The 26,124-nt window shown below is 67.7% G+C and carries 26 protein-coding genes; 20 read left to right on the top strand and 6 right to left on the bottom strand.

Features of this window, described 5'->3' with window-relative positions:
• Position 1 precedes the first annotated feature (1 nt).
• Positions 2-541 carry an isochorismatase family cysteine hydrolase gene (locus AB0I14_RS18265; protein ID WP_358024234.1) on the bottom strand — a complete coding sequence of 180 codons (540 nt, stop codon included), beginning with the start codon at positions 539-541 and terminating at the stop codon, positions 2-4.
• Between the two features lie 57 nt (positions 542-598).
• Between AB0I14_RS18265 and AB0I14_RS18260 the strand changes: the two genes are divergently transcribed.
• A complete protein-coding gene (locus AB0I14_RS18260; RefSeq protein WP_358024230.1) occupies positions 599-2,641 on the top strand; it encodes an NAD(+) synthase in 2,043 nt (680 codons plus the stop codon).
• A 134-nt stretch (positions 2,642-2,775) separates the two neighbouring features.
• Positions 2,776-5,487, top strand: coding sequence for a CocE/NonD family hydrolase (locus AB0I14_RS18255; RefSeq protein ID WP_358024227.1), 2,712 nt, complete (start codon positions 2,776-2,778; stop codon positions 5,485-5,487).
• 20 nt (positions 5,488-5,507) lie between these two features.
• Here the strand turns inward: AB0I14_RS18255 and AB0I14_RS18250 are convergent, their stop codons facing one another.
• Both AB0I14_RS18250 and AB0I14_RS18245 read right to left on the bottom strand, forming a co-directional pair.
• On the bottom strand, positions 5,508-6,332 hold the full coding sequence (locus AB0I14_RS18250) for an enoyl-CoA hydratase/isomerase family protein (RefSeq protein WP_358024224.1): 825 nt from the start codon (positions 6,330-6,332) through the stop codon (positions 5,508-5,510).
• Between the two features lie 45 nt (positions 6,333-6,377).
• A complete protein-coding gene (locus AB0I14_RS18245; protein WP_358024221.1) occupies positions 6,378-7,238 on the bottom strand; it encodes a PfkB family carbohydrate kinase in 861 nt (286 codons plus the stop codon).
• Between the two features lie 84 nt (positions 7,239-7,322).
• On the opposite strand from AB0I14_RS18245, the gene AB0I14_RS18240 reads away from it, so the two are divergent.
• From AB0I14_RS18240 to AB0I14_RS18195, 10 genes are all read left to right on the top strand, one after another.
• The gene (locus AB0I14_RS18240; RefSeq protein ID WP_358024218.1) at positions 7,323-8,582 is read left to right on the top strand and encodes a glutamate-5-semialdehyde dehydrogenase; all 1,260 of its coding nucleotides are present in this window, start codon (positions 7,323-7,325) and stop codon (positions 8,580-8,582) included.
• Between the two features lie 30 nt (positions 8,583-8,612).
• The gene (locus AB0I14_RS18235) at positions 8,613-9,500 is read left to right on the top strand and encodes a MoxR family ATPase (protein WP_358024215.1); all 888 of its coding nucleotides are present in this window, start codon (positions 8,613-8,615) and stop codon (positions 9,498-9,500) included.
• Between the two features lie 13 nt (positions 9,501-9,513).
• Positions 9,514-10,968 (top strand): VWA domain-containing protein, encoded by a 1,455-nt coding sequence (locus AB0I14_RS18230; RefSeq protein WP_358024212.1) that lies wholly within the window; start codon positions 9,514-9,516, stop codon positions 10,966-10,968.
• Positions 10,969-11,037: 69 nt separating this feature from the next.
• Entirely contained in the window at positions 11,038-11,688 is a 651-nt protein-coding gene (gene nadD / locus AB0I14_RS18225; RefSeq protein WP_358024209.1) for a nicotinate-nucleotide adenylyltransferase, read from the top strand.
• A complete protein-coding gene (gene rsfS, locus AB0I14_RS18220) occupies positions 11,685-12,062 on the top strand; it encodes a ribosome silencing factor (RefSeq protein WP_358024206.1) in 378 nt (125 codons plus the stop codon). The genes nadD and rsfS overlap by 4 nt, the downstream gene beginning before the upstream one ends.
• A 7-nt stretch (positions 12,063-12,069) precedes the next feature.
• Positions 12,070-12,759: a glucosyl-3-phosphoglycerate phosphatase gene (gene gpgP, locus AB0I14_RS18215; RefSeq protein WP_358024203.1), complete on the top strand. Its 690-nt coding sequence runs from the start codon at positions 12,070-12,072 to the stop codon at positions 12,757-12,759.
• Positions 12,749-13,501, top strand: a complete 753-nt coding sequence (octT, locus tag AB0I14_RS18210; RefSeq protein WP_358024200.1) for a diglucosylglycerate octanoyltransferase — start codon at positions 12,749-12,751, stop codon at positions 13,499-13,501. Before gpgP ends, octT begins: the two co-directional genes overlap by 11 nt.
• A 2-nt stretch (positions 13,502-13,503) precedes the next feature.
• Positions 13,504-14,349: a DegV family protein gene (locus AB0I14_RS18205; protein ID WP_358024197.1), complete on the top strand. Its 846-nt coding sequence runs from the start codon at positions 13,504-13,506 to the stop codon at positions 14,347-14,349.
• Between the two features lie 200 nt (positions 14,350-14,549).
• Positions 14,550-15,014, top strand: coding sequence for a hypothetical protein (locus AB0I14_RS18200; protein ID WP_358024194.1), 465 nt, complete (start codon positions 14,550-14,552; stop codon positions 15,012-15,014).
• On the top strand, positions 15,011-15,367 hold the full coding sequence (locus tag AB0I14_RS18195; RefSeq protein ID WP_358024191.1) for a transcriptional regulator: 357 nt from the start codon (positions 15,011-15,013) through the stop codon (positions 15,365-15,367). The genes AB0I14_RS18200 and AB0I14_RS18195 overlap by 4 nt, the downstream gene beginning before the upstream one ends.
• On the opposite strand, the gene AB0I14_RS18190 is transcribed toward AB0I14_RS18195, so the two are convergent.
• Positions 15,345-16,397, bottom strand: a complete 1,053-nt coding sequence (locus AB0I14_RS18190; protein ID WP_358024189.1) for a dihydrodipicolinate reductase — start codon at positions 16,395-16,397, stop codon at positions 15,345-15,347. The genes AB0I14_RS18195 and AB0I14_RS18190 overlap by 23 nt on opposite strands.
• A 163-nt stretch (positions 16,398-16,560) precedes the next feature.
• Here AB0I14_RS18190 and AB0I14_RS18185 point away from each other — a divergent pair, with 163 nt between their 5' ends.
• The 4 genes from AB0I14_RS18185 (at position 16,561) to holA (ending at position 20,816) form a co-directional block, all read left to right on the top strand.
• Positions 16,561-17,352: an SPFH domain-containing protein gene (locus tag AB0I14_RS18185; protein WP_358024186.1), complete on the top strand. Its 792-nt coding sequence runs from the start codon at positions 16,561-16,563 to the stop codon at positions 17,350-17,352.
• A gap of 99 nt (positions 17,353-17,451) precedes the next feature.
• Complete coding sequence (locus AB0I14_RS18180; protein ID WP_358024183.1) at positions 17,452-18,288, top strand: ComEA family DNA-binding protein; 837 nt, start codon at positions 17,452-17,454, stop codon at positions 18,286-18,288.
• A gap of 52 nt (positions 18,289-18,340) precedes the next feature.
• Positions 18,341-19,840, top strand: coding sequence for a ComEC/Rec2 family competence protein (locus AB0I14_RS18175; protein WP_358024418.1), 1,500 nt, complete (start codon positions 18,341-18,343; stop codon positions 19,838-19,840).
• Between the two features lie 13 nt (positions 19,841-19,853).
• Complete coding sequence (gene holA / locus AB0I14_RS18170; RefSeq protein WP_358024181.1) at positions 19,854-20,816, top strand: DNA polymerase III subunit delta; 963 nt, start codon at positions 19,854-19,856, stop codon at positions 20,814-20,816.
• Between the two features lie 33 nt (positions 20,817-20,849).
• Here holA and rpsT read toward each other — a convergent pair whose 3' ends face one another.
• A complete protein-coding gene (gene rpsT, locus AB0I14_RS18165) occupies positions 20,850-21,110 on the bottom strand; it encodes a 30S ribosomal protein S20 (RefSeq protein ID WP_358024178.1) in 261 nt (86 codons plus the stop codon).
• Between the two features lie 396 nt (positions 21,111-21,506).
• On the opposite strand from rpsT, the gene AB0I14_RS18160 reads away from it, so the two are divergent.
• The 3 genes from AB0I14_RS18160 to AB0I14_RS18150 are packed head-to-tail and all read left to right on the top strand — an operon-like array spanning position 21,507 to position 24,843.
• The gene (locus AB0I14_RS18160; RefSeq protein ID WP_358024415.1) at positions 21,507-23,009 is read left to right on the top strand and encodes a circularly permuted type 2 ATP-grasp protein; all 1,503 of its coding nucleotides are present in this window, start codon (positions 21,507-21,509) and stop codon (positions 23,007-23,009) included.
• Between the two features lie 19 nt (positions 23,010-23,028).
• The gene (locus AB0I14_RS18155) at positions 23,029-24,003 is read left to right on the top strand and encodes an alpha-E domain-containing protein (protein ID WP_358024175.1); all 975 of its coding nucleotides are present in this window, start codon (positions 23,029-23,031) and stop codon (positions 24,001-24,003) included.
• A complete protein-coding gene (locus AB0I14_RS18150) occupies positions 24,004-24,843 on the top strand; it encodes a transglutaminase family protein (protein ID WP_358024172.1) in 840 nt (279 codons plus the stop codon). It begins immediately after the preceding gene.
• Here AB0I14_RS18150 and AB0I14_RS18145 read toward each other — a convergent pair.
• The gene (locus tag AB0I14_RS18145) at positions 24,827-25,324 is read right to left on the bottom strand and encodes a MarR family winged helix-turn-helix transcriptional regulator (RefSeq protein WP_358024169.1); all 498 of its coding nucleotides are present in this window, start codon (positions 25,322-25,324) and stop codon (positions 24,827-24,829) included. The two genes, AB0I14_RS18150 and AB0I14_RS18145, sit on opposite strands and share 17 nt — an antisense overlap.
• Positions 25,325-25,411: 87 nt before the next feature.
• Between AB0I14_RS18145 and AB0I14_RS18140 the strand changes: the two genes are divergently transcribed.
• Positions 25,412-26,119 carry a hypothetical protein gene (locus AB0I14_RS18140; protein ID WP_358024166.1) on the top strand — a complete coding sequence of 236 codons (708 nt, stop codon included), beginning with the start codon at positions 25,412-25,414 and terminating at the stop codon, positions 26,117-26,119.
• Positions 26,120-26,124 lie beyond the last annotated feature (5 nt).

The following is a 26,124-nucleotide window of genomic DNA, read 5'->3' as shown; positions in this document are numbered from 1 at the left end:
CTCATTTCAGGCACTCGGATGCCGCCACCACCTCGGCGCTCATGTTGCGGCGCATCATCTCCAGTGCGGCCTCGCCCAGGTCGGCATCGATGTGCGCCACCGCGTCGGAAGGGATCACCACATCGAAATGCCGCACGTAGGCATCCAGTGCGCTGTAGAGGATGCACTGCTCGGTGACCTGGCCGGCCAGCACCACCCGCCGGGTGCCCAACCGGCCCAGCAGGTAATCCAATGCGGTGGCATAGAAGACGCTGTGGCGCACCTTGGTCAGCAGGGGGCAGCTCTCGGCGGGGACGATCGGGCGCACCAGATCCGGGCGTTCTCCGGCGAGTGCCGCGGCGACGATGTCACTGAACTGTGCGGTGAAATCGCCATAGTTGTCGTTGACGTAGATGAGGTCGACATCGTTGCGTTCATGGGCTGTCCCGATCAGTCCGACCAGCGGATCGATGATCGTCGCCACGTTGGGTGCCAGCAGTTCGGCATCCTCATGCCGGTAGTTGTTGAGCATGTCCACAACCACCAGTGCGGTATCGCTCATGCGTCATTTGGTACCCAGTGGCCCGATCTTGACACTTTTCGGGTGACAATGGGCGCGATGGACTTCTACAGCGCCTACCACCACGGTTTCGCGCGGGTTGCCGCCTGCACCCAACACACGGCGCTGGCGGATCCGCCGGCCAACGCCGAATCGGTGCTCCGGTTGGCGCAGGACTGCCATGACGACGGGGTGGCCGTCGCGGTGTTCCCCGAGTTGACGTTGTCGGGCTACTCGATCGACGACATCCTGCTGCAGGACACCCTGCTCGAGTCGGTGGAGCAGGCGCTCATCGAAATCGTCGCGGCCTCGGTGGTGTTGACACCGGTGCTGGTGATCGGTGCGCCGCTGCGGTACCGGCACCGGATCTACAACACTGCGGTCGTCATCCACCGCGGTGCGGTGCTCGGTGTGGTTCCCAAGTCCTACCTGCCGACGTACCGGGAGTTCTACGAGCGCAGGCAGATGGCGACCGGCGCGGATGTGCGCGGCACCATCCGGGTGGCCGGTGCCGAGGTGCCGTTCGGGCCGGACCTGCTGTTCGTGGCATCTGATCTTCCCGGGCTGGTGCTGCACGTCGAGATCTGTGAGGACATGTTCGTGCCGGTCCCGCCCAGCGCGCAGGCCGCATTGGCCGGCGCGACGGTGCTGGCCAATCTCTCCGGCAGTCCGATCACCGTCGGCCGCGCCGAAGACCGTGCGCTGCTGGCCCGTTCGGCCTCCTCGCGGTGTCTGGCCGCCTATGTGTACGCCGCCGCGGGCGAGGGGGAGTCGACGACGGACCTGGCCTGGGACGGCCAGACCATGATCTGGGAGAACGGGCTGCTGCTCGCGGAGAGCGAGCGCTTCCCGCGCGGTGAACGACGCTCGGTGGCCGACGTGGATCTGGAGTTGCTGCGCTCCGAGCGGCTGCGGATGGGCACGTTCGACGACAACGCCAGACACCATGGCGCCCAAGTGGATTCGTTCCGTCGCGTCGAGTTCCAGCTCGACCCGCCGACGGGTGACATCGGGCTGCTGCGCGAGATCGAGCGGTTCCCGTTCGTGCCGGCGGATCCCGCACGGCTGCAACAGGATTGCTACGAGGCCTACAACATCCAGGTCGCAGGCCTGGAACAGCGGTTGCGGGCGCTGAACTACCCCAAGGTGGTGATCGGGGTGTCCGGCGGCCTGGATTCCACCCACGCCCTGATCGTGGCGGCGCGGGCGATGGATCGGGAGAACCGCCCGCGCAGTGACATTCTCGCGTTCACGATGCCCGGCTTCGCCACCGGTGAACACACCAAGAACAACGCGATCCGATTGAGCCGGGCCCTGGGCGTGACGTTCGCCGAGATCGATATCAAGAAGACCGCCGAGCTGATGCTCACCGAGATGGACCATCCGTTCGGTCGCGGTGAGAAGGTCTACGACGTCACGTTCGAGAACGTCCAGGCCGGCCTGCGCACCGATTACCTGTTCCGGCTGGCCAATCAGCGCGGCGGCATCGTGCTCGGCACCGGTGACCTGTCGGAGCTGGCGCTGGGTTGGTCGACTTACGGTGTCGGCGACCAGATGTCGCACTACAACGTCAACGGCGGGGTGCCGAAAACCCTGATCCAGCATCTGATCCGTTGGGTGATCTCATCGGATCAGTTCGGGGACGAGGTTAATGGGGTGCTCCAATCGGTGCTGGACACCGAGATCACCCCCGAGTTGGTGCCGACCGGTGAGGACGAGGAGATCCAGCGCAGCGAGGCCAAGATCGGCCCCTATGCGCTGCAGGATTTTTCGTTGTTCCAGGTGCTGCGCTACGGGTTCCGCCCGTCCAAGGTGGCGTTTCTGGCGTGGCATGCCTGGCATGACGCGGCCCACGGCGACTGGCCCGCCGGGTTCCCCGAGGACAAGCGCCCGGCGTATTCGCTCAGCGAGATCCGGCACTGGCTCCAGGTCTTTGCGCAGCGGTTCTTCTCGTTCTCACAGTTCAAGCGTTCTGCGCTGCCGAACGGCCCCAAGGTGTCGCACGGCGGTGCCCTCTCGCCGCGTGGGGACTGGCGGGCACCATCGGATATGTCGGCGCGGATCTGGCTCGATGAGATCGAGCGGAGCGTTCCCGAGCAGTAGTTTTGCGTCGCCCAACGGTCACTTCCAATTGACGACGCAAAAAATTGACAAGCTAACCTTCTGGACCACATCGACGCGCTAATGTGCGTCGGGTCACAGTTCGGCATCGCCGAACGTCGGTCTAGGAGGTCGCGTTGGGTGCTGCGAAATACGTCGGTCGGGTAGGCGGATTGGCGGTTGCGCTCGGGGTCGGGTCGGCCGTCGTTCTGGGTGGGCAGGTTCTGGGTGCCCCGGTGGCCTCGGCTTCGCCCGGCTCCAGCGACGCATCGTCGGAATCCCCGTCCACCCCGGCGGCCAAGAAGGGCCCCGCCAACGACCGGCAGAGCGCCCGCCCGTCGCGGCAGGCGACGGCGGGTGCAGCGATCAAGGACCGGGCAGCCAAGCTCGGTGAGTCCGGTCGGCACCGCGTGAGTTCGGCGACACCGAAGTCCGATGTCGTGCAATCGATCACCGACCGGCTGTCGGAGGCGCAGGACAAGATCGAGGCCGACCTGAACCGTCGTGGCGGCAGCGACGCAGGACAGGACTCTGCGACGGTCGAAAAGCCCAAGGCCACCTCGCCCGCCGAAGCGCCGGTGCGGGGCCTGCCGTTGGTCAGGCCGAACCTGCCCCGCCCCGTGCGTGAACACGCCCAGGCGCCGACGTCGGGCGTGACCGCCGACGAGCCCACGATCGCGGCCATCGACACCGGCGTGGCCGACGAATCCGCTGCGGCCCCGGTGGTCACCACGACGGCGAAGGCTGGACCCTCGCCGACTGCGGCTGTGGCTCCCGTGCGGGGTCTGATCGCGACCGTGGTCAACGACATCGCCACGACGCTGGCCGGAAACTCGCCGACCGCACCGCCGGCCGACTCGCCGGCCGGGTGGGTTCTGCTGGCGGCCGCGCGCCGGGAGTTCTCCACCTCGGCCGTCGCACCCTCCATCAGTGCCACCGGTGGCATCACGGCGAATCCCTCGGTCGGCATCACCGACGGCATCATCCACGGCACCACCGGGGCCACGAGTTCCGGTGGTCTGCCGCTCACCTACACCGTGATCGGAGACCCGAGCGCAGGCGGCAAGGTGCGGCTCAACTCGGCGAACGGCACCTTCACGTTCCTGCCCTACGCGACCGTCGTCGACAGCGGCGGAACGGAGAAGTTCACCGTCCTGGTCGCCGAGACCACGGCGTTTGACGCTGCGCTGCAACAGATTCCGATTGTGGGCTCGTTCGTGCCGCAGGTGCTGGTGATCGTGCATCAGGTTCCGGTCGTGAACGACCTGCTGGCGCCGCTCATCGGCAAATCAGAGGTGGTCGACGTCAATGTCGACGTCGGCGAGCTGGCACCGGCCGGCACCCCGGTGGCCTACACGGTCAAGGTGACGTCCTTCGACGGCACGCAGATCAGCATGAACTACTTCCCGGCATCGGGCCTTCAGGAAGGGGACGAGGCGCCGACCATCTTCAGCGGCGCGGGCCTGTCCAGCGCCGGTGACACCAACCCGTACAGCGGCGGCGCCACCGGCGTCGGCACGTTCCGCAACGCGGGCTACAACGTCGTCACCTGGGACTCGCGCGGCGAGCACGACTCGGGTGGGATCCTGCAACTCGACAATCCGTTCTTCGAGGGCCGCGACGTGTCGGCCATGATCGACTACGTCGCCAAACAGTCCGGCACGCAACTCGACGCCGCGAATGATCCGCGGATGGGCATGGTGGGCCCTTCATACGGCGGAGGCATCCAGTGGGTGGCTGCGGGCACCGACAACCGGATCGACGCGATCGTCCCGACGATCTCGTGGAACTCGCTGAACAGTTCGCTCTACCCCAACGAGGCGTTCAAGACGTCCTATGCGGCACTGCTGCTGCTATCCCTGGTGACCTCGGGCGCGAACATCAACAACCAGCTGTACGGCGGCATCTTCACCGGTGCGCTGCTGGGCGTCCTCACCCCCGAACAGCAGGCCTTGCTGGCCAGTAGCGGCCCGACTGCCCTGGTCAACAAGGTCACCGCGCCGACGCTGATCATTCAGGGCACCGTCGACGTGTTGTTCCCGCTGCAGCAGGCCATGGACAACGCACAGATCCTGGATGCCAACGGGGTGCCGGTGAAGATGGTCTGGTTCTGCGGTGGCCACGGCAACTGCGAGACTCCGCCCGGTGACAGCGCCGAGATGGTCCAGACCGCGACGCTGAGCTGGCTGGACACCTACGTCAAGCACAAGGGCGAGGATGTCGATGGCGGCCTGGCGGATAGTCTTCCTACGTTCCAGTGGATCGACCAGAACGGCGACCACTACACGGCCGATCTCCTGCCGACCGACCCGAATTTCACCGGGGCTCCCGTCACTGCGTCGGGCAGCGGTGGGCTGCTGGGGATCGTCCCGATTCTCGGTGGTTCCGGACCGGGCGCGGCGGGGATTCCGTTCGGGCTCGGGGATGGCACCAAGGCGGCGAACGCGGTGAACGTCAAGGTGACCGCGCCGTCGGGCACTGCCACCCAGGTGGTCGGTGCGCCGGAGTTGACGATGACGTACTCCGGTATCGGCACCAGCCGCCACGTCTACGCCCAGATCGTCGACGATCAGACCGGGCAGGTGATCGGCAATGTGGTCACACCGATTCCGGTCACTCTCGACGGCAAGGAGCACACCGTCACCATTCCGATGGAGGCCGTGGCCTACACGCTGGAGCCCGGGCACACGGCGACGGTGCAGATCACGACTTCGGCCACGCCGTTCCTCAACTTCACCGAGTTCGGCGCCATCAATATCTCCGGTGTCGAGGTGTCCCTGCCCACCGTGGGAGCCGGAGCCAATGCGCAGCCAGCGGCAGACGCCGAGCAGCAGTTGGTCAGCGTCTAGCCGTGCGAGGGCCGCGGCTTCTAGATGCGGCCCTCGACGCGCAGGTCCGGGTGGACCCACTCCGGTGAGCGTCGTGCCTTGAACGCGCGGAATCCCTCGGCGGCCTCGTCGCCGCTGTAGCTGGCCTTCATGCCGATCCGGTCGTAGAGGCCCATGTAGCTGTCCAGGCTGGACTTGACCACTCCGCGTGCCCGGGGCGCGGTCCGGCAGCACCGGGCGAGCACTTCGGTTGCGGCATCGGACAATTCGTCGTGTGGCACCACCCGGGCGACCATGCCCCAGTCGACGGCCTCCTGCGCGCTGAGCGTGCGGCCGGTGAACATCAGGTCGCGGGTGCGGACCGGGCCGATCAGGCGGGCCAGCATCTGGCTGTAGTAGGTGTCGGCGATGCCGCGGTACAACTCGGGCACCCGGAATGTGGCGCGGTCGCTGACCACCGCCATGTCACTGCAGATCGCGATCTGCAGCCCACCGCCCTGGCACAACCCGTTGACCGCGCTCACCACCGGCTTGGCCGATTGGCGCAGCGTTTCGAACGGTGTGACATCCATCGACAGGGCCGCACCGAAGCTCATCCAGTCGTCGACCCCGTTGCCGCCGCCGAGGTCACCGCCGGGCGCGAACACGTCTCCGGTTCCGGTGATCAGCAGGCCGGCCAGATCGGGGTCCGCCTCGACGTGGGTGACCGCGTACCGGATGCCGAAGTACATGGCCGGGGTCATCGCGTTGCGGGCCTCGGGCCGGTCCAGGGTCACCACGCCGAATGGGCCCTGCCGGTCGAACTTGAGATATGGCGTGCCGAGCCAGTCGCCTTCGGGGGGTCGCGGAGTATTTCCCTGGGTCATATCGGCGACTATAACGACAACGGTATCGGCTTCAGTTCGGCCGTCTCAGTGCGTCAGGACGGCGTCGATGTCGGAGGCCGACGGCGCGCAGTCGCCGGCCCCGCGCACCAGGGTGGCCAACGCTCCGGCCGCGCATGCGCGCCGCAGTGCCGACTCGTGGCCGGCGGTCCAGCCGGCGGCCAGCACCCCGGCGAACACGTCACCGGCGCCGGCGGTGTCCAGCGCCCGCACCGCGGGGGCAGGCACGTCGAAGCGCTCGTCGGTGCCCACGTAGCTGGCCCCTCGTGCGCCCCGGGTGATGATCAGATGTCGCACCGGCCAATGCCACTCGGCTGCCTCGGTCTCGTTCACCACCACCACGTCGACCAGTTCCGACAAGGCGAGCAGCTGATGGGCGGCGGTGCCTCCCGGTGAGGCGTTGAGCATCACCACCGCCCCGGCCGCGCGCGCCAGCCGGGCTGCCGAGATCGCCGTCGCCACCGGGATCTCCAGTTGGATCAGGACGACCTCGCTCCAGACGATGGCCGTGCGCGCCGCGGCCGAATCCACCTCGAGCCGGGCGTTGGCGCCCGGCGCCACCACGATGCAGTTCTCACCGACCGCGTCGACCAGGATCGCGGCCGATCCGCTCGGACCGGGCACACACGTCAGGGAATCGGTCGCAACCCCGTTGGCCTGGAGGTGTTCCCGCAGGTTTGTCGCGGCGGCATCGTCACCGACTGCGGCCACCAGTGCGACCTCGGCGCCGGCTCGCGCGGCGGCGACGGCCTGGTTGCCGCCCTTGCCGCCGGGCGCGGACGCGAGTGACGACGCGAGCACGGTCTGGCCTGGGCGCGGCAGCGCGCCGACGGTGAACGTGAGGTCGGCGTTGATGCTCCCGACGACGCAAACCCGCGCAGCGGCCATAAACGAAAAGGCTAGCCCGGCGTGCTTGTCCTGGGGCGCCTGACACCTGTCGAAGGGCGTCAACAGGTCCGATACGCTGGCTAGATGAGCGTTCAGACGCAGTCGCCGGCGGTGCCGGAAGCAGACCTGCGCGAGCAGGTGCACGGGGCCGCACGTCGTGCCCGCATCGCTGCTCGCACCCTGGGCACCCTGAGCGCCGAGACCAAGAACCGTGCACTTCATGCCGCTGCCGACAGCGTGCTGGCCGCCGTCGACGCGATCCTGGCTGCCAACGCTGCCGATGTCGAGGCCGCCCGCGAGGCCGGAACCCCTGAGGCGATGCTGGATCGCCTGGCGCTCAACCCGCAGCGGGTCGACGGCATCGCGGCCGGGCTGCGCCAGGTCGCCGGGTTACCCGATCCGGTCGGCGAGGTGCTGCAGGGCCGCACCCTGGCCAACGGGCTGCAGCTGCGTCAGCAGCGGGTGCCGCTCGGCGTGGTCGGCATGGTCTACGAGGGCCGCCCCAACGTCACGGTGGACGCGTTCGGTCTCACTCTGAAATCCGGCAACGCCGCTCTGCTGCGCGGCAGTTCGTCGGCCGCCCGGTCCAACCAGGCACTGGTGACCGCCTTGCGGTCGGCGCTGGAGTCGGTGGGGTTGCCGACCGACGCCGTGCAGTTGCTGCCCAGTCACGACCGCGCCAGTGTCACCCACCTGATCCAGGCCCGCGGCCTGGTCGACGTGGTGATCCCGCGTGGGGGAGCCGGGCTGATCGAGGCCGTGGTGCGCGACGCACAGGTCCCCACCATCGAGACCGGTGTCGGCAATTGCCATGTCTACGTTCATGAGTCGGCCGACGTCGACCTGGCCGAGAAGATTCTGCTGAACTCCAAGACGCGGCGCCCCAGCGTCTGCAATGCCGCCGAGACCCTGCTCGTGGACAAGGCGCTGCAGGCGACCGCGCTACCCCGGCTCACCGCCGCGCTGCGAGAGGCCGGGGTGACGGTGCACGCCGACCCGACTGACGAGGAACTGCACACCGAGTTCCTGTCGATGGACATCGCCGTCGCGGTGGTCGACGGGCTCGACGCCGCGATCGCCCACATCAACGAGTACGGCACCGGACACACCGAGGCCATCGTGACAACAGATCTTGCTGCGGCCCAGCGGTTCACCGAACAGGTGGACGCGGCCGCGGTGATGGTCAACGCGTCCACCGCGTTCACCGACGGAGAGCAGTTCGGTTTCGGCGCAGAGATCGGCATCTCCACCCAGAAGCTGCATGCCCGCGGACCGATGGGCCTGCCCGAACTGACCTCGACCAAATGGATCGTGTGGGGAGACGGTCAGACCCGCCCGGCGTAGACGCCGACCAGATAGAGACCAGGAGACCACATGAGCGTGCCCGCTCGCCCAGCTCCGTTGTTCGCCGACATCGACGATGTCGCGCGGCGCCTGGCAGAGACCGGCTACCTGCCCGATACCGCTACCGCGACAGCGGTTTTCCTCGCCGACCGGCTGGGCAAGCCGCTGCTCGTGGAGGGGCCCGCGGGCGTCGGCAAGACCGAGTTGGCCCGCGCGGTGGCTGCGACCACGGGCTCCGAACTCGTGCGGTTGCAGTGCTACGAGGGTGTCGACGAGGCCCGCGCGCTCTACGAGTGGAACCACGCCAAACAGATCCTGCGGATCCAGGCCGGCCAGAACGCGAACGGCGGCGACTGGGACCAGACCAAGATGGATGTGTTCAGCGAGGAATTCCTGCTGACCCGTCCGCTGCTGACCGCGATCAAGCGCACCGACCCGACCGTGCTGCTGATCGACGAGACCGACAAGGCCGACATCGAGATCGAGGGCCTGCTGCTGGAGGTGCTCTCCGACTTCGCGGTCACCGTCCCGGAACTCGGCACGATCACCGCGGAGCGGCCGCCGTTCGTGCTGCTCACCTCGAACGCCACCCGTGAGCTCTCCGAGGCGCTCAAGCGTCGCTGCCTGTTCCTGCACATCGACTTCCCCGACCCGGATCTGGAGCGCCGCATCCTGCTGTCCCGGGTGCCCGAACTGCCCGAGCACATCGCAGGAGAGCTGGTGCGGATCATCGGGGTGATGCGCGGTATGCAGCTCAAGAAGGTGCCGTCGGTCGCCGAGACGATCGACTGGGGCCGCACGGTCCTGGCATTGGGTCTGGACACCATCGACGACGAGATGATCGCCGCCACCCTCGGCGTGGTGCTCAAACATCAGTCAGACCAGGTCAAAGCGTCCGGCGAACTGAGACTGAACTGATGGGGCTGAACTAGTGGTGCCCCGCCGGGTTCGACCGCCCCAGCCGCTGGCCCCGCACGGCCTGCCGGGGCACCTCGTTGAGTTTGTCGAAGCCCTTCGCGGGCAAGGAATCTCGGTCGGGCCGTCGGAAACCGTGGACGCCGGCCGGGTGATCACCGTGCTCGGGTTGGGCAATCGAGAGGCGTTACGCGAGGGCATCGCCTGCGCGGTGCTGCGGCGTCCCGATCACCGCGAGACCTACGACGCGATGTTCGACCTGTTCTTCCCGGCGGCGCTGGGTGCGCGCACCGTGCTCTCGGATGATGACGAGGGCGACGCCCGTGATGAGGATCGGCTCCAGCTGCCGCCCGAGGACATCGAGGCGATGCGCGAGGCGTTGGTGCGGATGCTGGCCGACAACGAGGATCTGGCCAATCTCGATGACCGGATGGCGGCGATGATCGCGCGGATCGTCGAGGCCTACGGTCGCTACAACTCCAGCCGCGGCCCGTCGTACTCGTCGTATCAGGCGCTCAAGGCCATGAGCCTCGACGATCTGGAGGGCCGGCTGCTGGCCGGGCTGCTCGCCCCCTACGGCGACGAACCCACGCCGACCCAGGAGGAGATCGCCAAGGCGCTGGCGGCCCAGCGCATCAGCCAGCTGCGCAAGATGGTCGAGTCGGAGACCAAGCGGCGCACCGCCGAGCAGTTGGGCCGCGACCACGTGCAGATGTACGGCGTGCCGCAGCTGGCCGAGAATGTCGAGTTCCTGCGGGCCTCCGGCGAGCAACTCCGCCAGATGCGCAAGACCGTGCAGCCGCTGGCGCGCACGCTGGCGACGCGGCTGGCGGCGCGGCGCCGGCGGTCCCGGTCCGGGGAGATCGACCTTCGCAAGACGCTGCGCAAGTCGATGTCCACCGGCGGTGTGCCCATCGACGTCGTGCTCAAGAAGCCGCATCCGGCCCGTCCGGAACTCGTCGTGCTCTGCGATGTGTCGGGGTCGGTGGCCGGGTTCAGCCACTTCACGCTGATGCTGGTCTCGGCACTGCGTCAGCAGTTCTCCCGGGTTCGGGTCTTCGCCTTCATCGACACCACCGACGAGGTCACCGACATGTTCGGTCCGGAGGCCGATCTGGCGGTCGCGGTGCAGCGCATCACCCGTGAGGCAGGTGTCTACACCCGCGACGGGCACTCGGACTACGGGCACGCGTTCGTGTCCTTCCTGGACAAGTACCCCAACGTGCTGTCTCCGCGCACCTCGCTGCTGGTACTGGGCGACGGTCGGAACAACTACCGCAACCCCGAGACGGCGCTGCTGGCACACATGGTGTCGGCGAGCCGGCACGCGCACTGGCTCAACCCGGAGCCCAAGCACCTGTGGGGCAGCGGGGATTCTGCGGTTCCCAAATACCTCGAAACGATCCCGATGCACGAGTGCCGCTCGGCCAAGCAGCTGGCCGCGGTGATCGACGGGTTGCTGCCGGTCTGAGCCCGCGCAACCGCAGCGTCTGCTTCGCGGGTGCCGACGCTCGTCAACGCTCCCGTAAGCTGCCTCTTTGTGGCAAGACGGCGCAGGCTGGGTGTGATGGGTGGGACGTTCGATCCCATCCACAACGGACACCTGGTCGCTGCCAGTGAGGTGGCCGATCTGTTCGAACTCGACGAGGTGGTGTTCGTCCCGACCGGTCAGCCCTGGCAGAAACACGACCGGCGGGTCAGCGCGGCCGAGGACCGGTATCTGATGACGGTGATCGCCACCGCGTCGAACCCGAGGTTCTCGGTCAGCCGGGTCGACATCGATCGAGGTGGGGCGACCTACACCAAGGACACCTTGCGAGATCTGCGTGATCTCAACGCCGCCGACACCGACTTGTACTTCATCACCGGGGCCGACGCCCTGGCCTCGATCCTGTCCTGGCAGAACTGGGAGGACCTGTTCTCCATGGCGAGGTTCGTCGGCGTCAGCCGGCCAGGCTATGAGCTGGACGGTGAACATATCGAGGCGGCGCTGCGTGAGCTGCCGCCTGACACGTTGACATTGGTCGAGGTGCCCGCGCTGGCCATCTCGTCCAGCGACTGCCGCAAGCGGGCCTCCGAAGGCCGGCCGATCTGGTACCTGGTGCCCGACGGCGTGGTGCAGTACGTGACCAAACGCGGGTTGTATTCCGCAGACGGGAAGGGTGAACACATCATGGAGCCGGTTCGATGAGCGCCACCGCTGAGGCCGTGGCGATGGCGACCGTGGCCGCCCAGGCTGCCTCGGCCAAGCTGGCCGACGATGTGGTCGTCATCGACGTGTCGGGTCAGTTGGTGATCACCGACTGCTTCGTGATCGCGTCGGCCTCCAACGAGCGTCAGGTCAACGCGATCGTCGACGAGGTCGAGGACAAGATGCGGCAGGCCGGCTACAAGCCTGCGCGCCGCGAAGGTACCCGCGAGGGGCGCTGGACGCTGCTCGATTACGTGGACATCGTCGTGCACATCCAGCATCAGGACGAGCGGGAGTTCTATGCCCTGGAACGGCTGTGGCGTGACTGCCCGACGGTTCCGGTCGAGCTGGAATCGCCTGAGGTCGAAGAATGAGGGCGCGATGACGGTCCGTCGGCTGGTGCTGTTGCGTCACGGCCAGACCGAGTACAACGCGGGCAGCCGGATGCAGGGTCAGCTCGACACCGAGTTGTCCGATCTGGGCCGCGACCAGGCCGCCGCGGCGGCCGAGGTGCTGGCCAAGCGTCAACCGCTGTTGATCGTGTCTTCGGATCTAAAGCGTGCCCTGGATACCGCGATGACCCTCGGTGACCGTGCCGGGATCGCGGTGGCCGTGGACAAGCGGTTGCGTGAGACACATCTGGGGGACTGGCAGGGTCTGACGCACCAGGAGGTGGACACGGCAGCCCCGGGCGCCCGCGCGGCGTGGCGCGAGGACGCGCGGTGGGCACCGCACGGTGGTGAGAGCCGCGTCGACGTGGCCGATCGCAGTGTTCCGGTGGTCGCTGAACTTGTTGCCGGGCAAGCTGATTGGGGCCTGGATCAGGTCGGGGGAGGTGCGGACCGCCCGGTCGTGCTGGTTGCTCACGGCGGTCTGATCGCGGCGCTGACCGCCGGTTTGCTGGGCCTGCCGGTGGACAATTGGCCGGTGCTCGGCGGCATGGGTAACGCCAGTTGGGTTCAGCTGTCGGGACATTCCGACGATTCCGGGAACACCGCGGACTTCGACGCGATCCGCTGGCGGCTGGACGTGTGGAATGCCTCGGCGCAGGTGGCCAACGATGTCCTCTGATCGCCTGCCGACTGAGTCACGGCGCACGCTGCTGGTGTTCTGTGACTCCCTGTCCTATTTCGGCCCGACCGGCGGTCTGCCGTCCGACGATCCGCGGATCTGGCCCAACATCGTGGCCGAGCAGTTGGGCTGGGACGTGGAACTCATCGGCCGGATCGGCTGGACCACCCGCGACGTCTGGTGGGCCTCGACCCAGGACCCGCGGGCGTGGGCGGCCTTGCCGCGCGCCGGCGCGGTGGTCTTCGCCACCGGCGGCATGGATTCGCTGCCCTCGCCGCTGCCGACGGCACTGCGCGAGCTGATCCGGTATGTGCGGCCGGGCTGGCTGCGGCGCTGGGCACGCGACGGCTACGGCTGGATCCAGCCTCGGTTGTCGCCGATCGCCCGAGCGGCGCTGCCACCGCATGTGACGGTCGAGTACCTCGAGATGACGCGCAACGCCATCGATTTCAACCGGCCGGGTATTCCGGTGGTGGCCTCGCTGCCGTCGGTGCACATCGCCGACACGTACGGCAAGGCCCATCACGGTCGAGAGCCCACGGTCAAGGCGATCACGGCATGGGCGGCCGAGCACGACGTGCCGTTGGTGGACCTCAAGGCTGCGGTGGCCGACGAGGTGCTCAACGGGCGAGGTAATCCCGACGGCATCCACTGGAACTTCGAAGCCCACCGGAGGGTGGCCGAGCTGATGCTCAAGGGCCTGGCCGATGCCGGTGTGCCACAACTGGATTCCACCGACTGACGATGGCGGTCATGGTGGTGACCGACTCGACGTCGCGGTTGCGGCCCGAGTTGTGCGAAAAGTGGGGCATTCGGCAGGTGCCGTTGCACGTCCTCGACGATGGCAACGACCTGTGCGACGGTGTGGATCCGATGCCGGCAGGCATCTATGACCGGGCCAGGGTCACCACCTCCGGGGCCTCCCCGGCCGATCTCGCCGACACCTATCGGCAGGCGCTGGCCGACAGTGACGGCGACGGTGTTGTCGCAGTCCATATTTCGGCTGCGCTGTCGAGCACGTACAGCACCGCCGCCGCGGTAGCCCGTGAGATCGGGCAGGCCGTACGGGTGGTGAACTCCCGTGCGGCAGCGATGGGGGTGGGTTTCGTCGCCCTCGCCGCCGCCGAATCAGCCCGTGGCGGTGCAACACTCGACGCGGTAGAGGCGGCGGCTCGTGCCGCGATACCGCGCGGGCAGGCGTTCATCGTCGTACACCGCCTCGACAACCTGCGGCGCAGTGGCCGGATCGGTGCGGCAGCATCGTGGCTGGGTACCGCGTTGTCACTCAAACCGCTGCTGCGCCTCGATGTGGACGGCCGGCTGGTGCTCTCACAGCGCATCCGGACGATGTCGAAAGCCCATGCGGCACTTGTCGATCAGATCGCCGATGCCGCGGGGGACCGCGCCGTGCGCGTGGTCGTGCACCACGTCGACAACCCGGACGGCGCCGAGGAGATCGCGGCGGCACTCGCCGGCCGGCTGCCGAACCTGCGATCTCTGTCGGTGACCGACATGGGCCCGGTACTGGCCGTTCATGTCGGTGGCGGCGCGGTCGGCGCCTGCATCACTGTGGAGGACGCTCCGAGCTAGCCGGCGATTGCCGACGGCGCTTTCTATATCAGGGCTGTGGATCGGCGGCGCGCACAACCGTCAGGTAGAAAACGGTGCAGCAGGACAACGCAATCCAGGGTCGGTGTCGTGGCTGAGACGTTTCGCTGCGCGTGAACCCTTGACTTTCCCAGTTGGAAACTGGGATCCTGACTTTCCATACAGGAAAGTGAGGATCGATCATGGGGGACACCACGCCGGCCGATGCTCGTGCCGCACTGGATGCCGTCGACCGTGCCACAGCGCGGGTGGCCGATGAAGTAGGGCTGCCCCGGTGGTACTGGTGGCTGCTGGCGGCGGCCTGGGTCTGCCTCGGGGTCATCGGCGATTTCGGCCCGCAGTGGCTCGTCATCACCGCGACCCTGGCGTTCGGCGTCGTTCATTCCGCGATAGCGTCCCGCCGCCTGGACGGACGCCGCAGGACCAACCGTCTGCAGGTCAGCGCGGATACGGCCTGGCGCCGGATACCGCTGGTGGTGATCGGCATGCTGGTGGCACTGGTCGCCGTGACGATCGCGGCGGGGTTCGCGCTGAATGCCGACGGCACCCGTCACGCTGGAACGGCGGCGGCGGTGTTCGTCGCCGCGATCGTCGGATTGGGAGGCCCCGAGATTCTGCGGACTCTGTGCCGTTGGGCCAATGCATGACCACTGAGCCCTGCTTCGACGAACTGATCCACCCCAGCACGCGATTGACACTGGTGGCGACGTTGGCCGCAGCCGACTGGGCTGAGTTCTCCTACCTCAAAGAAACTCTGCGACTTTCAGATTCAGCATTGTCCAAGCAGCTGGCGATTCTGGAAAGTGCGGGGTACGTCACCACCGAGCGGCGCCTCGATGCGAGCCGCCACAAGGTGCATGCCAGGCTTACCGACGCCGGCCGAGTGGCATTCGAGGGTCACGTCGCGGCGCTGCGCAGCATCGTCGACGGAGCCGACGGAACGGGCCGGCGCACCGGTGAGGACGTCGCCGCGGGCGTCAGCCGGCGAAGCGGCCGGTGACCGGCGGCAGATCCTTGAGCGTGAGGATGCCCGGCGCGGCGGCCACCACTGCGGGCACCGCGTTGGTGACCGGCAGCGCGGTGTAGATCATGCCGAGCCCGTTGAGGCTGACCTCGCTCCAGTCCTTCGACGGCAGGCAGTACACGACAGTGCGCATGTTGGGCACGCCGAACACCTGGATCACGTGACCGTGCGCGACCGGCTTCGGCGGGGTGACGTGGTTGCCCATGATCCAGTTGAATCCGACGCTGACGACGTTCTTGTCGCCCACCCAGCCGCGGTGGTAGCCGTACACGCTGGCCACCGTGCCCTTGGGGATCTGCATGAACCCCAGATCGGAATCGTCGGTGGCCGCGGTGAACGTGACGTCGAAGGTGATCCGGTCCAGCTTGGTGCCGATGGCGTCGGCCATCATCGCCGCCGACTCGGCGAACACTTCGCTTTCCAGACGCACGTTCTCGGCCAGCCCCGGCGTTTCCGGGTCCTTGCCGAAGCCCATCGCGGCCATGGTTCCGGCCGATTCGTAGACCCCGCAGTCGACGGACTCGGTGATCCGGATTTCGTCGACGCTCTCGCAGGCGCTGGACAGCACCATGCCCATCATGTTCGTCAGTCCGGGGTGGGCCCCGCTGCCGAAGATCGTGGAATTACCTGTCTGGCAAGCCTTCTGGATTCGCTCCAGGTCTTCGGGAGATTGCTTGCCGCCGGTGATCCAGGCGGCAGTGGAACACACGTTGATCCCGGCCTCCAGCAGGCGGACCAGTTCGTCGACGCTGGGCCAGATCGGGTTGTAGCAGCAGGCATCGGGCTTCAGGGCGATCAGATCGTCGATGGAGTTGGTGGCCTTGATGCCGGTTGGCTCGGGCCAGCCGGCCAACTCGGCGGCATCGACACCGACCTTGTCGGCGCCGTAGGCGTACACGCCGACCAGTTCCATGTCGTCGCGGGCGATGATCGCGTGCAGCGAGCGTCGTCCGATGTTGCCGGTGGTCCACTGGATGACCCGAATCGGCCTACCCGCTGCGGTCATGATCGCCTCCCTCGCTGAGCCCTGCGCTGGACTCTAGACACTATCGGGGACTTGTTCACCCGCGGTAGGCGCACCGGTCCCTCCTGGCGGGAGACGCACCGGCGTCGCACAATCGAACTGTGGGACGAGTTCGCCCCGCGAAGCCATGAATCGAGGTCAGATCATGGACATGCTCTACGCACTCGTATCGGCGGGGGCCGGCGCCATCGCTCTGGTCTGGCTCGGCTTGAGCAATATCCGCGTCGTCAGACAGTACGAGCGGGGGGTGGTCTTCCGGTTCGGCCGGGTCCGCGACAACGTCCGGCAACCAGGATTGACGATGCTCATTCCCGTCGCCGACCGGTTGCAGAAGGTCAACATGCAGATCATCACGATGCCGGTCCCGGCGCAGGACGGCATCACCCGTGACAACGTCACCGTGCGGGTCGACGCCGTCATCTATTTCAACGTGATCGACCCCGTTCGGGCCGTGGTCGACGTCCAGGACTACATGTCGGCGATCGGCCAGGTGGCGCAGACCTCACTGCGGTCGATCATCGGCAAGAGCAATCTGGACGACCTCCTGTCCAACCGGGAGCGGCTCAATCAAGGCCTCGAACTGCTCATCGACAACCCAGCGGTGGGCTGGGGGATCCACATCGACCGGGTCGAGATCAAAGACGTCGTGCTGCCGGATTCGATGAAGCGGTCCATCGCGCGTCAGGCCGAGGCGGAGCGGGAACGCCGGGCCCGCGTCATCACCGCCGACGGCGAACTGCAGGCGTCCGAGAAGCTCGCCGCGGCGGCCGATGTGATGTCGGCCGACCCGGCGGCCCTGCAGTTGCGGCTGCTGGAGACCGTCGTCGAAGTGGCTGCGGAGAAGAATTCCACCGTGGTGCTGCCGTTCCCGGTGGAACTACTGCGATACCTGGAACGGGCCGCGCCCCAGCAGCCGTCCACCCGGGCCGTGGGATGACCACGCAGGTTATCCACACCGCGAGGTTCATCCACAGTCGGTCGGGGTCGCTGTCGCGGGAGCCCGGAATCGTCGCGGCCCGCACCTACCGTCGCGGGCATGGGAACCGAATTGTCGGTGGAGCGGCTCAGTCGTCTGGGCGGGGGCCGTCCGGGCGGCGGGGATGACGCCGATACCGAGGGAGACGGCGGCGCCGGCCAGGACACCGCGTCTGAGAGCGCGCTGTCGAGATGGCTGCCCGATATGGCGCCGGGGGACGGCCCGGGCTGGTTCACCAGGGTGCGCGCCGACCCGGGCCGCGCGGGGGCCCTGGTGTTGGCCGGGGTCGGGGTCCTCGCGATCCTGGTCACCGTTTTCACCCTGATCCGTCAGCAGCCACCGCCGGTTGCTTCGGCGAATCTGCCACCGGTACAAATGGTTTCGTCGGCAGGCCCGACACCGGAAGCGAACGCCACTGGCGGGCCGGTGGTGGTCAGCGTGGTCGGTCTGGTGCACAAGCCGGGGCTGGTGACCCTGCAACCCGGCGCGAGGATCGCCGATGCGCTGGAAGCCGCCGGTGGGCCACTCGACGGTGCCGACCTGATCGGGTTGAACATGGCTCGCCGGGTCGGTGACGGTGAACAGATTGTGGTCGGTATCGACGCGCCGCCGGGTCAACCGACGACCATGGGCAGTTCGGTCGCCGGCGATGCCCCGGCGTCCCCGTCGCGGGGCTCGTCTGCTCCCGCGTCGGGCGTGCCGTCGGGGCCGGTCGACCTCAACACGGCGACCGTCGAGGACCTCGACGCGCTGCCCGGCGTCGGCCCGGTGACCGCCGAGGCGATCGTGGCCTGGCGGGCCGCCCACGGTCGGTTCGACAGTGTCGATCAACTCGGCGACGTCGACGGCATCGGTCCGGCACGGCTGGAGAAACTGCGTGAGCTGGTCCGGGCGTGATGCTTCCGACAGTGACGGGCAGGCCGACGATGGGTGGGCCGCGGGGCAGCCACTGGATCTGCGCCTGGTCCCGGCCGCCCTGACCGCGTGGTCGGTGTCGGCGGCCGCAATCGTCTGGCACCCGGGCGCTGCCGTGGTGGTGGGCGTCGGCGCCGTGGGGTTGACCTGGCTGGCCGCACGGTGGGCAGACGGTGACGGTACGGGCGTCGCCGCTGCGGTTCTGGCTGTGGCGGCCATCGCGGCCGGATTCACCGTCGCGGTCGGACTGCGCGTGCACCAGGTCGAACATCATCCGGTCAGCCGCCTCTACGGCGGAACCGCGACGGCGGAGGTCGTCCCCGCTGAGACACCGCGGACGATCAAGGGCGGTCGGTTGATGTTCCGTGCCGCGCTGCGCCGGGTCGATCAGGCCCCGATGTCGGGGCAGGTCCTGGTGTTCGCACCACCGGGCTTCGGCGAGGTAGTTCCGGGGCGTCCGGTGGCATTCCGGGCCTCCGTGGGGCGCCCGGGCCGCAAGGACCTGAGTGTGGCCGTGCTGGCGGCGTCGGGACAGCCGTCGCTGGGGGAGGCTTCGGCCGTACAGCGCATCGCCCAGCAGATCCGTGCGGGCTTCGCGGAGGCGGCGCGCGCGGCGCTGCCCGCCGATCAGGCAGCCATGCTGCCCGCATTGGTGCTGGGGGATACCTCGACGGTCACCGGCACGACCACCGCGCAGTTCCGCACGTCGGGTCTCACCCATCTGACCGCGGTGTCGGGCGCCAACGTGACCATCGTGTGCGGCGCGCTGTTGCTCAGCGCGGCACTGGTCGGGCCGAGAGCCGCCGTGCCGCTGGCCGGCGCCGGATTGGTCGGCTTCGTCATCGTCGTGCAGCCCTCGGCCAGCGTGCTGCGGGCTGCCGTGATGGGTGCGGTGACCCTGCTCGCGGTGTTGACCCATCGGCGACGACAGGCGGTCCCCGCGCTGGCCGCCAGCGTGATCGCGCTGATGATCGCCGCACCCGAACTCGCGGTCGATGTCGGGTTCGCGTTGTCGGTGTGTGCGACGGCAGGCATCGTCGTACTCGCCCCGGTGTGGTCGGGCCGGCTGCAGGCCCGTGGCTGGCCGCGCCCGGTGGCGGCAGCGGTCAGCGTCGCGGTGGTGGCCCAGTTGGTCACCGCCCCATTGGTGGCCGGGATCTCGGGGACCGTCAGCCTGGTCGCCGTCGCCGCCAATCTCGCGGTGGCCGGGGTGATTCCGCCGATCGCGGTCCTCGGTACCGCGGCGGCCGTGTGCTCGACGGTCTGGCCGGGCGGAGCCCAGCTACTGATCCGGTTCACCGGACCGGAACTGTGGTGGCTGCTGTCGGTGGCGCGGTGGGGTTCGGCGCTACCGGCGGCCGCCCTGCCGTCGCCCTCGGGGTTGGCCGGCGTGGTGTCGGTAGCGCTGGCAGGGGTGGCGCTGACGGTGTTGTGGCGGCTGCGCTGGATGCGTCGCGGACTGGCCGCGGCGGTGCTCGGCCTGCTGGCCTGGGCGCTGGCGGGCCAGGTGGTCGGAGCTGTCGGGCCGGCGTGACACGATCATCGGTGTGAGTCAACAGATCGACGGCCTGCACCTGGTTCTGGGCGATGAGGAACTACTGGTCGAACGAGCGGTCGGGGCGGTCCTGCGGGCGCTGCGCCAGCAGGCCGGATCCGATGACGTTCCGGTGGACCGGATGCGGGCCGGCGAGGTCAGCACCAGCGAGCTTGCCGAGCTGCTGAGCCCGTCGCTGTTCGCCGAGGAGCGCCTGGTGGTGCTGGAGGCTGCCGCCGAGGCCGGTAAGGATGCCGTGGCCCTGATCGCCTCGGCCGCAGCCGATCTGCCGCCCGGCACCGTTCTGATCGTCATCCACTCCGGCGGTGGGCGGGCCAAGGCTTTGGCCGACCAACTGAAAAAGATTGGCGCACAGGTGCATCCGTGTGCACGTATCACCAAACCGGCAGAGCGTGCGGATTTCGTACGTGCCGAATTCCGTCAGTTGCGGGTCAAGGTTTCCGACGACACGGTCACCGCGGTGCTCGACGCGGTCGGATCGAACATCCGTGAGCTCGCGGCGGTGTGTTCACAGCTGGTGGCCGACACCGCCGGGCAGGTCGACGCGGTCGCGGTGCGCCGCTATCACAGCGGTAAGGCGGAGGTGAAGGGCTTCGACATCGCCGACAAGGCGGTCACCGGAGATGTCGCCGGTGCGGCCGAGGCGTTGCGGTGGGCGATGCTGGCCGGTGAGCCGCAGGTGGTGTTGGCCGACGCGCTGGCCGAGGCGGTGCACACGATCGCACGGGTGGGTCCGCTCTCGGGGGATCCGTATCGGCTGGCCGGTGAACTGGGCATGCCGCCCTGGCGGGTGCAGAAGGCGCAGAAGCAGGCGCGCGGATGGTCACGCGACTCGGTGGCCGAGGCGATGCGGGTGGTCGCCACGCTCAATGCAGACGTAAAGGGCGCAGCGGCAGATGCCGACTACGCCCTTGAAACAGCGGTACGCCGGGTGGCGCAACTCGCCACCCGGTGAACCGGAAGAACTATTCGGGGTGGAACCCGAGGATCAGAGCTTGTTCAGCGCCCCAGCGAGGGCCGACTTCTTGTTGGCGGCCTGGTTGGCGTGGATGACGCCCTTGCTGGCGGCCTTGTCGAGCTGACGGCTGGTCGCGACCAGCAACTCGGCGGCCTTGTCCTTCTCGCCCGCCTCGACGGCCTCGCGGAAGCCGCGCACAGCCGTACGCAGCGACGACTTCACCGACTGGTTACGCAGCCGACGACGCTCGTTGGTGAGGATGCGCTTTTCCTGCGACTTGATGTTGGCCACGTAAAAATTCCTTCGTAATTCTCTAGCTGGGGTTACCGAAGTCTGGGTGCGCACACCCGCACTGCGGGCAGCGACTGTTCAGGGTACCAGCGAGGCGTCCGAACTCCCAAAGCGGTGCAGCTGAAACGGCGGCCGCCGACTCCCCGGTTTGGGGCTCTAATACCACCTTAACCGCCCTTTGGCCTGCCGAAACGGGCTGCACCATTGACCCGGCGAAACCGCGCCAGGTGCGGCAGCATGACAAGGGTGAGCCTGAAAACAGTCCGTACGCCAGGGGCAGGATCGAACGGGTCGCGCCCGACCGGACAGCGCGCCGCTTCGGCGCGACGCGCAAAACATCAGGGTGTCTTCGACGGCTACAACCGCCTGGGCCGCTACTCCGAGGCCTTCGACGAGATGTTCGACGGCTCTGGCAACGTCCGCGGACCGTACAAGGGCATCTTCGACGAGCTTGCTCCGTCGGACGCCTCGGAGTTGCTGTCGCGGTCGGACGCACTGGGCCGGGCGTTCACCGATCAGGGCATCACGTTCTCGTTGTCCGGCCAGGAGCGACCGTTCCCGCTCGACCTGGTGCCGCGGGTGATCTCGGCGGCCGAATGGTCCCGGCTGGAACGCGGCATCATCCAGCGGGTCAAGGCGCTGGAGATGTACCTCGACGACATCTACGGCGAGCAGGAGATCCTGCGTGACGGGGTGATCCCGCGTCGGCTGGTCACCTCGTGCGAGCACTTCCACCGTGAAGCCGCGGGCATCGTCCCGCCGAACGGGGTGCGTATCCACGTCGCGGGCATCGATCTGATCCGTGACGACAAGGGGGTCTTCCGGGTGCTGGAGGACAACCTGCGGTCACCCTCGGGGGTGTCCTATGTGATGGAGAACCGGCGCACCATGGCGCGCGTTTTCCCGAATTTGTTCGCCACCCACCGGGTACGCGCGGTCGGTGACTACTCCTCGCACCTGCTGCGGGCGCTGCGCAACGCCGCACCCACCAACGTCGCCGACCCCACCGTCGTGGTGCTCACGCCCGGCGTCTACAACTCGGCGTACTTCGAGCACTCGCTGCTGGCCCGGCAGATGGGGGTCGAGTTGGTCGAGGGCCGCGATCTGTTCTGCCGCGACAACGCCGTCTACATGCGCACCACCGAGGGCGAGCGTCACGTCGACGTCATCTACCGCCGCATCGACGATGCGTTCCTGGACCCGATGCAGTTCCGGCCCGACTCGGTGCTCGGGGTGGCCGGCCTGCTCAACGCGGCCCGGGCCGGCAACGTCGTGATCTCCAGTGCGGTGGGCAACGGGGTCGGCGACGACAAGCTCGTCTACACCTATGTCCCGACGATCATCGAGTACTACCTCGGTGAGAAGCCGGTGCTCGCCAACGTCGACACCTACCGCTGTTGGTTGGACGCCGAACGGGAGGAGGTGCTCGACCGGATCGATGAACTCGTCATCAAGCCGGTGGAAGGTTCGGGTGGGTACGGCATCGTGTTCGGACCGGACGCCTCGGCCAAGGAGTTGACGGCGATCTCCAAGAAGATCCGCAACGACCCGCGCGGCTGGATCGCCCAGCCGGTGATTCAGCTGTCCACGGTGCCCACCCAGATCGACAACAAGCTGGCGCCCCGGCACGTGGACCTGCGCCCGTTCGCGGTCAACGACGGCAACGACGTCTGGGTGCTGCCCGGCGGGCTGACCCGGGTGGCGCTGCCGGAAGGGTCCCTGGTGGTCAATTCCAGCCAGGGCGGTGGGTCGAAGGACACCTGGGTGCTGGCGTCGCGTACATCTGCCGCAGATCGCGAACTCGCCGCGGCCCAGGTGGTGCGGTCGCTGCCCGAATCCGACAACGGGCCCAAAAGTGATGGCGCGCCTGATGGTTCGTCGTCCCAACAACAGCAGTAGTAGCAGGGGGGTGCGGTAGATGCTGGCGCGCAATGCCGAGTCGTTGTACTGGATCGGACGTTATGTGGAACGGGCCGACGACACTGCACGCATCCTCGATGTCACGGTGCATCAGCTGCTGGAGGACTCCAGTGTCGACCCGGACGTCGCCTCACGGACGCTGTTGCGTGTGCTCGGTATCGAGCCGCCGACGCAGCGCCTGGACGTGTGGTCGTTGACCGACATCGTGGCGTTCAGCCGCGACAGCAGCGGTAACTCGATCGTCGATTCGATCTCGTCCGCGCGCGAGAACGCCCGCGGTGCCCGCGAAGTCACGTCGACCGAGATCTGGGAGTGCCTCAACACCACCTACAACGCGCTCGCCGAACGGGAGCGCGCGGCCAAACGCCTGGGCCCGCATGAGTTCCTGTCCTATGTCGAGGGGCGCGCGGCGATGTTCGCGGGTCTGGCCGATTCGACGTTGAGCCGCGACGACGGCTACCGGTTCATGTTGTTGGGCCGCGCGATCGAGCGGGTCGACATGACGGTGCGGCTGCTGCTGTCGCGGGTCGGGGACAGTGGGTCGTCGCCGGCCTGGGTCACGTTGCTGCGCTCTGCCGGTGCCCACGATACGTACCTGCGTACCTACCGCGGGGTGCTCGACGCCGGTCGCGTGGTCGAGTTCATGTTGTTGGACCGGCTGTTTCCCAGGTCGATCTTCTATTCACTGCGGTTGGCCGAACACAGTCTCGACGAGTTGCTCAATCGGCCGCACAGCCGGCTGGGGGCCACCGCCGAGGCGCAGCGGCTCTTGGGCCGGGCGCGCAGTGAGCTCGAGTTCCTGCAGCCGGGCGCACTGCTGGAATCCCTGGATGCTCGGCTGGCCGCGTTGCAGAAGACCTGCCGCGATGTCGGAGAAGCGTTGGCGCTGCAGTACTTCCACTCGGCGCCGTGGGTGGCCTGGACCGACGCCGGACATGAGGATGTGGTTGTGATCGAGGAGGGCGAGGTCTAGATGTGGCGGTTACGCGTGGTGCATTCGACCGGATATGCCTACCGGTCGGCGGTGACGGCGTCCTACAACGAGGCCCGATTGACCCCGCGGTCGGATTCGCGTCAGAACGTGATCCTGAACCGGGTCGAGACCATCCCGGCGACCAGGTCCTATCGGTATGTCGACTACTGGGGTACGGCGGTGACAGCCTTCGATCTGCATGCTCCGCACACCGAGTTGGAGGTCTCGGGATCCTCGGTGGTCGAGACCGAGGTCGCGGAGAAACCCGAGGAGCTCGCCGGGTGGGACGATCTGGACACCGAGGCCGTGATCGACCGGTTCGACGAGGTGCTCAGCCCGACCCACTACACACCGCACAGCAAGCGGATCACGCGCGTGGGACAGCGAATCGCCAAGGATCACGACCCGTTCGAGGCGGTCGGCGCGGTGGCGCAGTGGGTGCGCAGTGAACTCGACTACGTGCCCGGTACCACCGGGGTGCACTCCTCGGGCCTGGATGCTTTGCGTGAGGGCAAAGGCGTGTGTCAGGACTTCGCCCACCTGTCGTTGATCGTGTTGCGGTCCATGGGGATTCCGGCGCGGTACGTGTCGGGCTATCTGCATCCGGCGCAGGACGCGGTGGTGGGGGACACCATCGACGGTCAGAGTCACGCCTGGATTCAGGCGTGGACCGGAGGTTGGTGGCACTACGACCCGACCAACGACAGCGAGATCAATGAGCAGTACGTCAGTGTCGGCGTGGGGCGGGACTACTCGGATGTGGCCCCGCTCAAGGGAATCTATTCGGGTGAGGGGTCGACGGATCTCGACGTGGTCGTGGAGGTCACCCGGCTGGCTTGACCGGGCCCGCACCCGCGCGGCCCAGGTTGCGGAAGCCGGGGTGCACGTGCGGGGTCAGCTCATGTTGATCGGCCAGCGTCTGCAGCAGCTCGCGGAGGTTCTCTCGTTGTGCCGCATCGAGGCCCGCGGTCATGCGCTCGTCGTGTCGGCGCGCCAGCTCTCCGATGCGGCGCAGCGTCTTCTTTCCTGCGGTGCTGAGAAACAGCGCGTGCAGCCGGCGGTCGTCGGGATTGCGGCGTCGTTCGACGTAGCCGCGGTCCTCGAGGTCGTCGACGTAGCTCACCACCCGGCTCGGTAACAGGCTCAGCTGGGTGCTCAGGGACTGCTGGCTTAGTCCCGGCTGCCCGCCGATGGCGCGCAGGATGCCGGCGTGCGGCGGCGTGAGCTCGAGGGTCGCCATCTGTTCGGCGAACAGTGTTGCCGCCCGGTGGCCGAGTTGTGCCAGAAGGAATGCCACGGAGTCCGACGGGCCAGGTTCCATGCCGAAACCGTATCAGCAACAAATGGTTCACGACTGAAAATATTCAGGCAGTTGCCGCCGGGCGGATACGGGCATATCGTTCAAGTCATGAATGATTCAACAGAAGATCGAATTCGGGCCACGCGACCTGCCGGCCGACAAGGCGGACCGCCCTTGGCCCCGGTGGCAGCGGTTTCACTCGCGTTGGTGCTGGTCGGATTGGGCGTCGGCGTCGCACTCGGCGGGGTGATGCCGCTCCCGTACGGTGCGGCCGCAGACGTCCTTCGATATGTCCATGATCATCACGCGGCGGTGCAGGCCGGCGCGGTGGGCGCGTTCGCGGCGTCGGTACCGCTGGCGATCTATGCCGCCACCGCGAGCACACGTCTGCGGCAACTCGGCGTGACGGCGCCCGGTGCGACGATCGCACTGACGGGCGGGATTCTCGCCTCCGGAGCCCTCGCGCTGGCAGGGCTGATCTGCTGGACGATGTCGCGGCCCGAGGTGGTCGTCGACGACGGCCTGATCCGCGCGCTGTACTACCTGGTGTTCCTCACGGGCGGGGTCGGGCACATCGTGGCACTCGGCCTGCTGCTTGCCGGGATCGCGGTGCCCAGTCTGGTCCTCGGACTGTTGCCGCGGGCGCTGGCCTGGACGGGCCTGGCCATTGCTGTGCTGGCCGAGGTGGCGACGCTGGTGCTCATCTGGCCCGAAGCGGCAGTGATCCTGCCGGTCGCCCGGTTCACGGGCTTCCTCTGGCTGATCGTCGCCGGTGCGCTTCTGCCGAAGCGTCGGGCCGAGTTGCGGCACGTATGAAGCTC

Origin of the sequence: Mycobacterium sp. NPDC050441, from assembly GCF_040655355.1 — a bacterium.
GTDB lineage: Bacteria > Actinomycetota > Actinomycetes > Mycobacteriales > Mycobacteriaceae > Mycobacterium.
The sequence above is the reverse complement of the archived record's forward strand: the minus strand, read 5'-3'. Positions and strand labels throughout refer to the sequence as shown.

Coding starts and splice junctions, on each gene's coding strand:
- AB0I14_RS18265 (WP_358024234.1), bottom strand. CDS start 541: ATGAGCGATACCGCACTGGTGGTTGTGGACATGCTCAACAACTACCGG.
- AB0I14_RS18260 (WP_358024230.1), top strand. CDS start 599: ATGGACTTCTACAGCGCCTACCACCACGGTTTCGCGCGGGTTGCCGCC.
- AB0I14_RS18250 (WP_358024224.1), bottom strand. CDS start 6,332: ATGACCCAGGGAAATACTCCGCGACCCCCCGAAGGCGACTGGCTCGGC.
- AB0I14_RS18245 (WP_358024221.1), bottom strand. CDS start 7,238: ATGGCCGCTGCGCGGGTTTGCGTCGTCGGGAGCATCAACGCCGACCTC.
- AB0I14_RS18240 (WP_358024218.1), top strand. CDS start 7,323: ATGAGCGTTCAGACGCAGTCGCCGGCGGTGCCGGAAGCAGACCTGCGC.
- AB0I14_RS18235 (WP_358024215.1), top strand. CDS start 8,613: ATGAGCGTGCCCGCTCGCCCAGCTCCGTTGTTCGCCGACATCGACGAT.
- rsfS (WP_358024206.1), top strand. CDS start 11,685: ATGAGCGCCACCGCTGAGGCCGTGGCGATGGCGACCGTGGCCGCCCAG.
- gpgP (WP_358024203.1), top strand. CDS start 12,070: ATGACGGTCCGTCGGCTGGTGCTGTTGCGTCACGGCCAGACCGAGTAC.
- octT (WP_358024200.1), top strand. CDS start 12,749: ATGTCCTCTGATCGCCTGCCGACTGAGTCACGGCGCACGCTGCTGGTG.
- AB0I14_RS18205 (WP_358024197.1), top strand. CDS start 13,504: ATGGCGGTCATGGTGGTGACCGACTCGACGTCGCGGTTGCGGCCCGAG.
- AB0I14_RS18200 (WP_358024194.1), top strand. CDS start 14,550: ATGGGGGACACCACGCCGGCCGATGCTCGTGCCGCACTGGATGCCGTC.
- AB0I14_RS18195 (WP_358024191.1), top strand. CDS start 15,011: ATGACCACTGAGCCCTGCTTCGACGAACTGATCCACCCCAGCACGCGA.
- AB0I14_RS18190 (WP_358024189.1), bottom strand. CDS start 16,397: ATGACCGCAGCGGGTAGGCCGATTCGGGTCATCCAGTGGACCACCGGC.
- AB0I14_RS18185 (WP_358024186.1), top strand. CDS start 16,561: ATGGACATGCTCTACGCACTCGTATCGGCGGGGGCCGGCGCCATCGCT.
- AB0I14_RS18180 (WP_358024183.1), top strand. CDS start 17,452: ATGGGAACCGAATTGTCGGTGGAGCGGCTCAGTCGTCTGGGCGGGGGC.
- AB0I14_RS18160 (WP_358024415.1), top strand. CDS start 21,507: ATGTTCGACGGCTCTGGCAACGTCCGCGGACCGTACAAGGGCATCTTC.
- AB0I14_RS18155 (WP_358024175.1), top strand. CDS start 23,029: ATGCTGGCGCGCAATGCCGAGTCGTTGTACTGGATCGGACGTTATGTG.
- AB0I14_RS18150 (WP_358024172.1), top strand. CDS start 24,004: ATGTGGCGGTTACGCGTGGTGCATTCGACCGGATATGCCTACCGGTCG.
- AB0I14_RS18145 (WP_358024169.1), bottom strand. CDS start 25,324: ATGGAACCTGGCCCGTCGGACTCCGTGGCATTCCTTCTGGCACAACTC.
- AB0I14_RS18140 (WP_358024166.1), top strand. CDS start 25,412: ATGAATGATTCAACAGAAGATCGAATTCGGGCCACGCGACCTGCCGGC.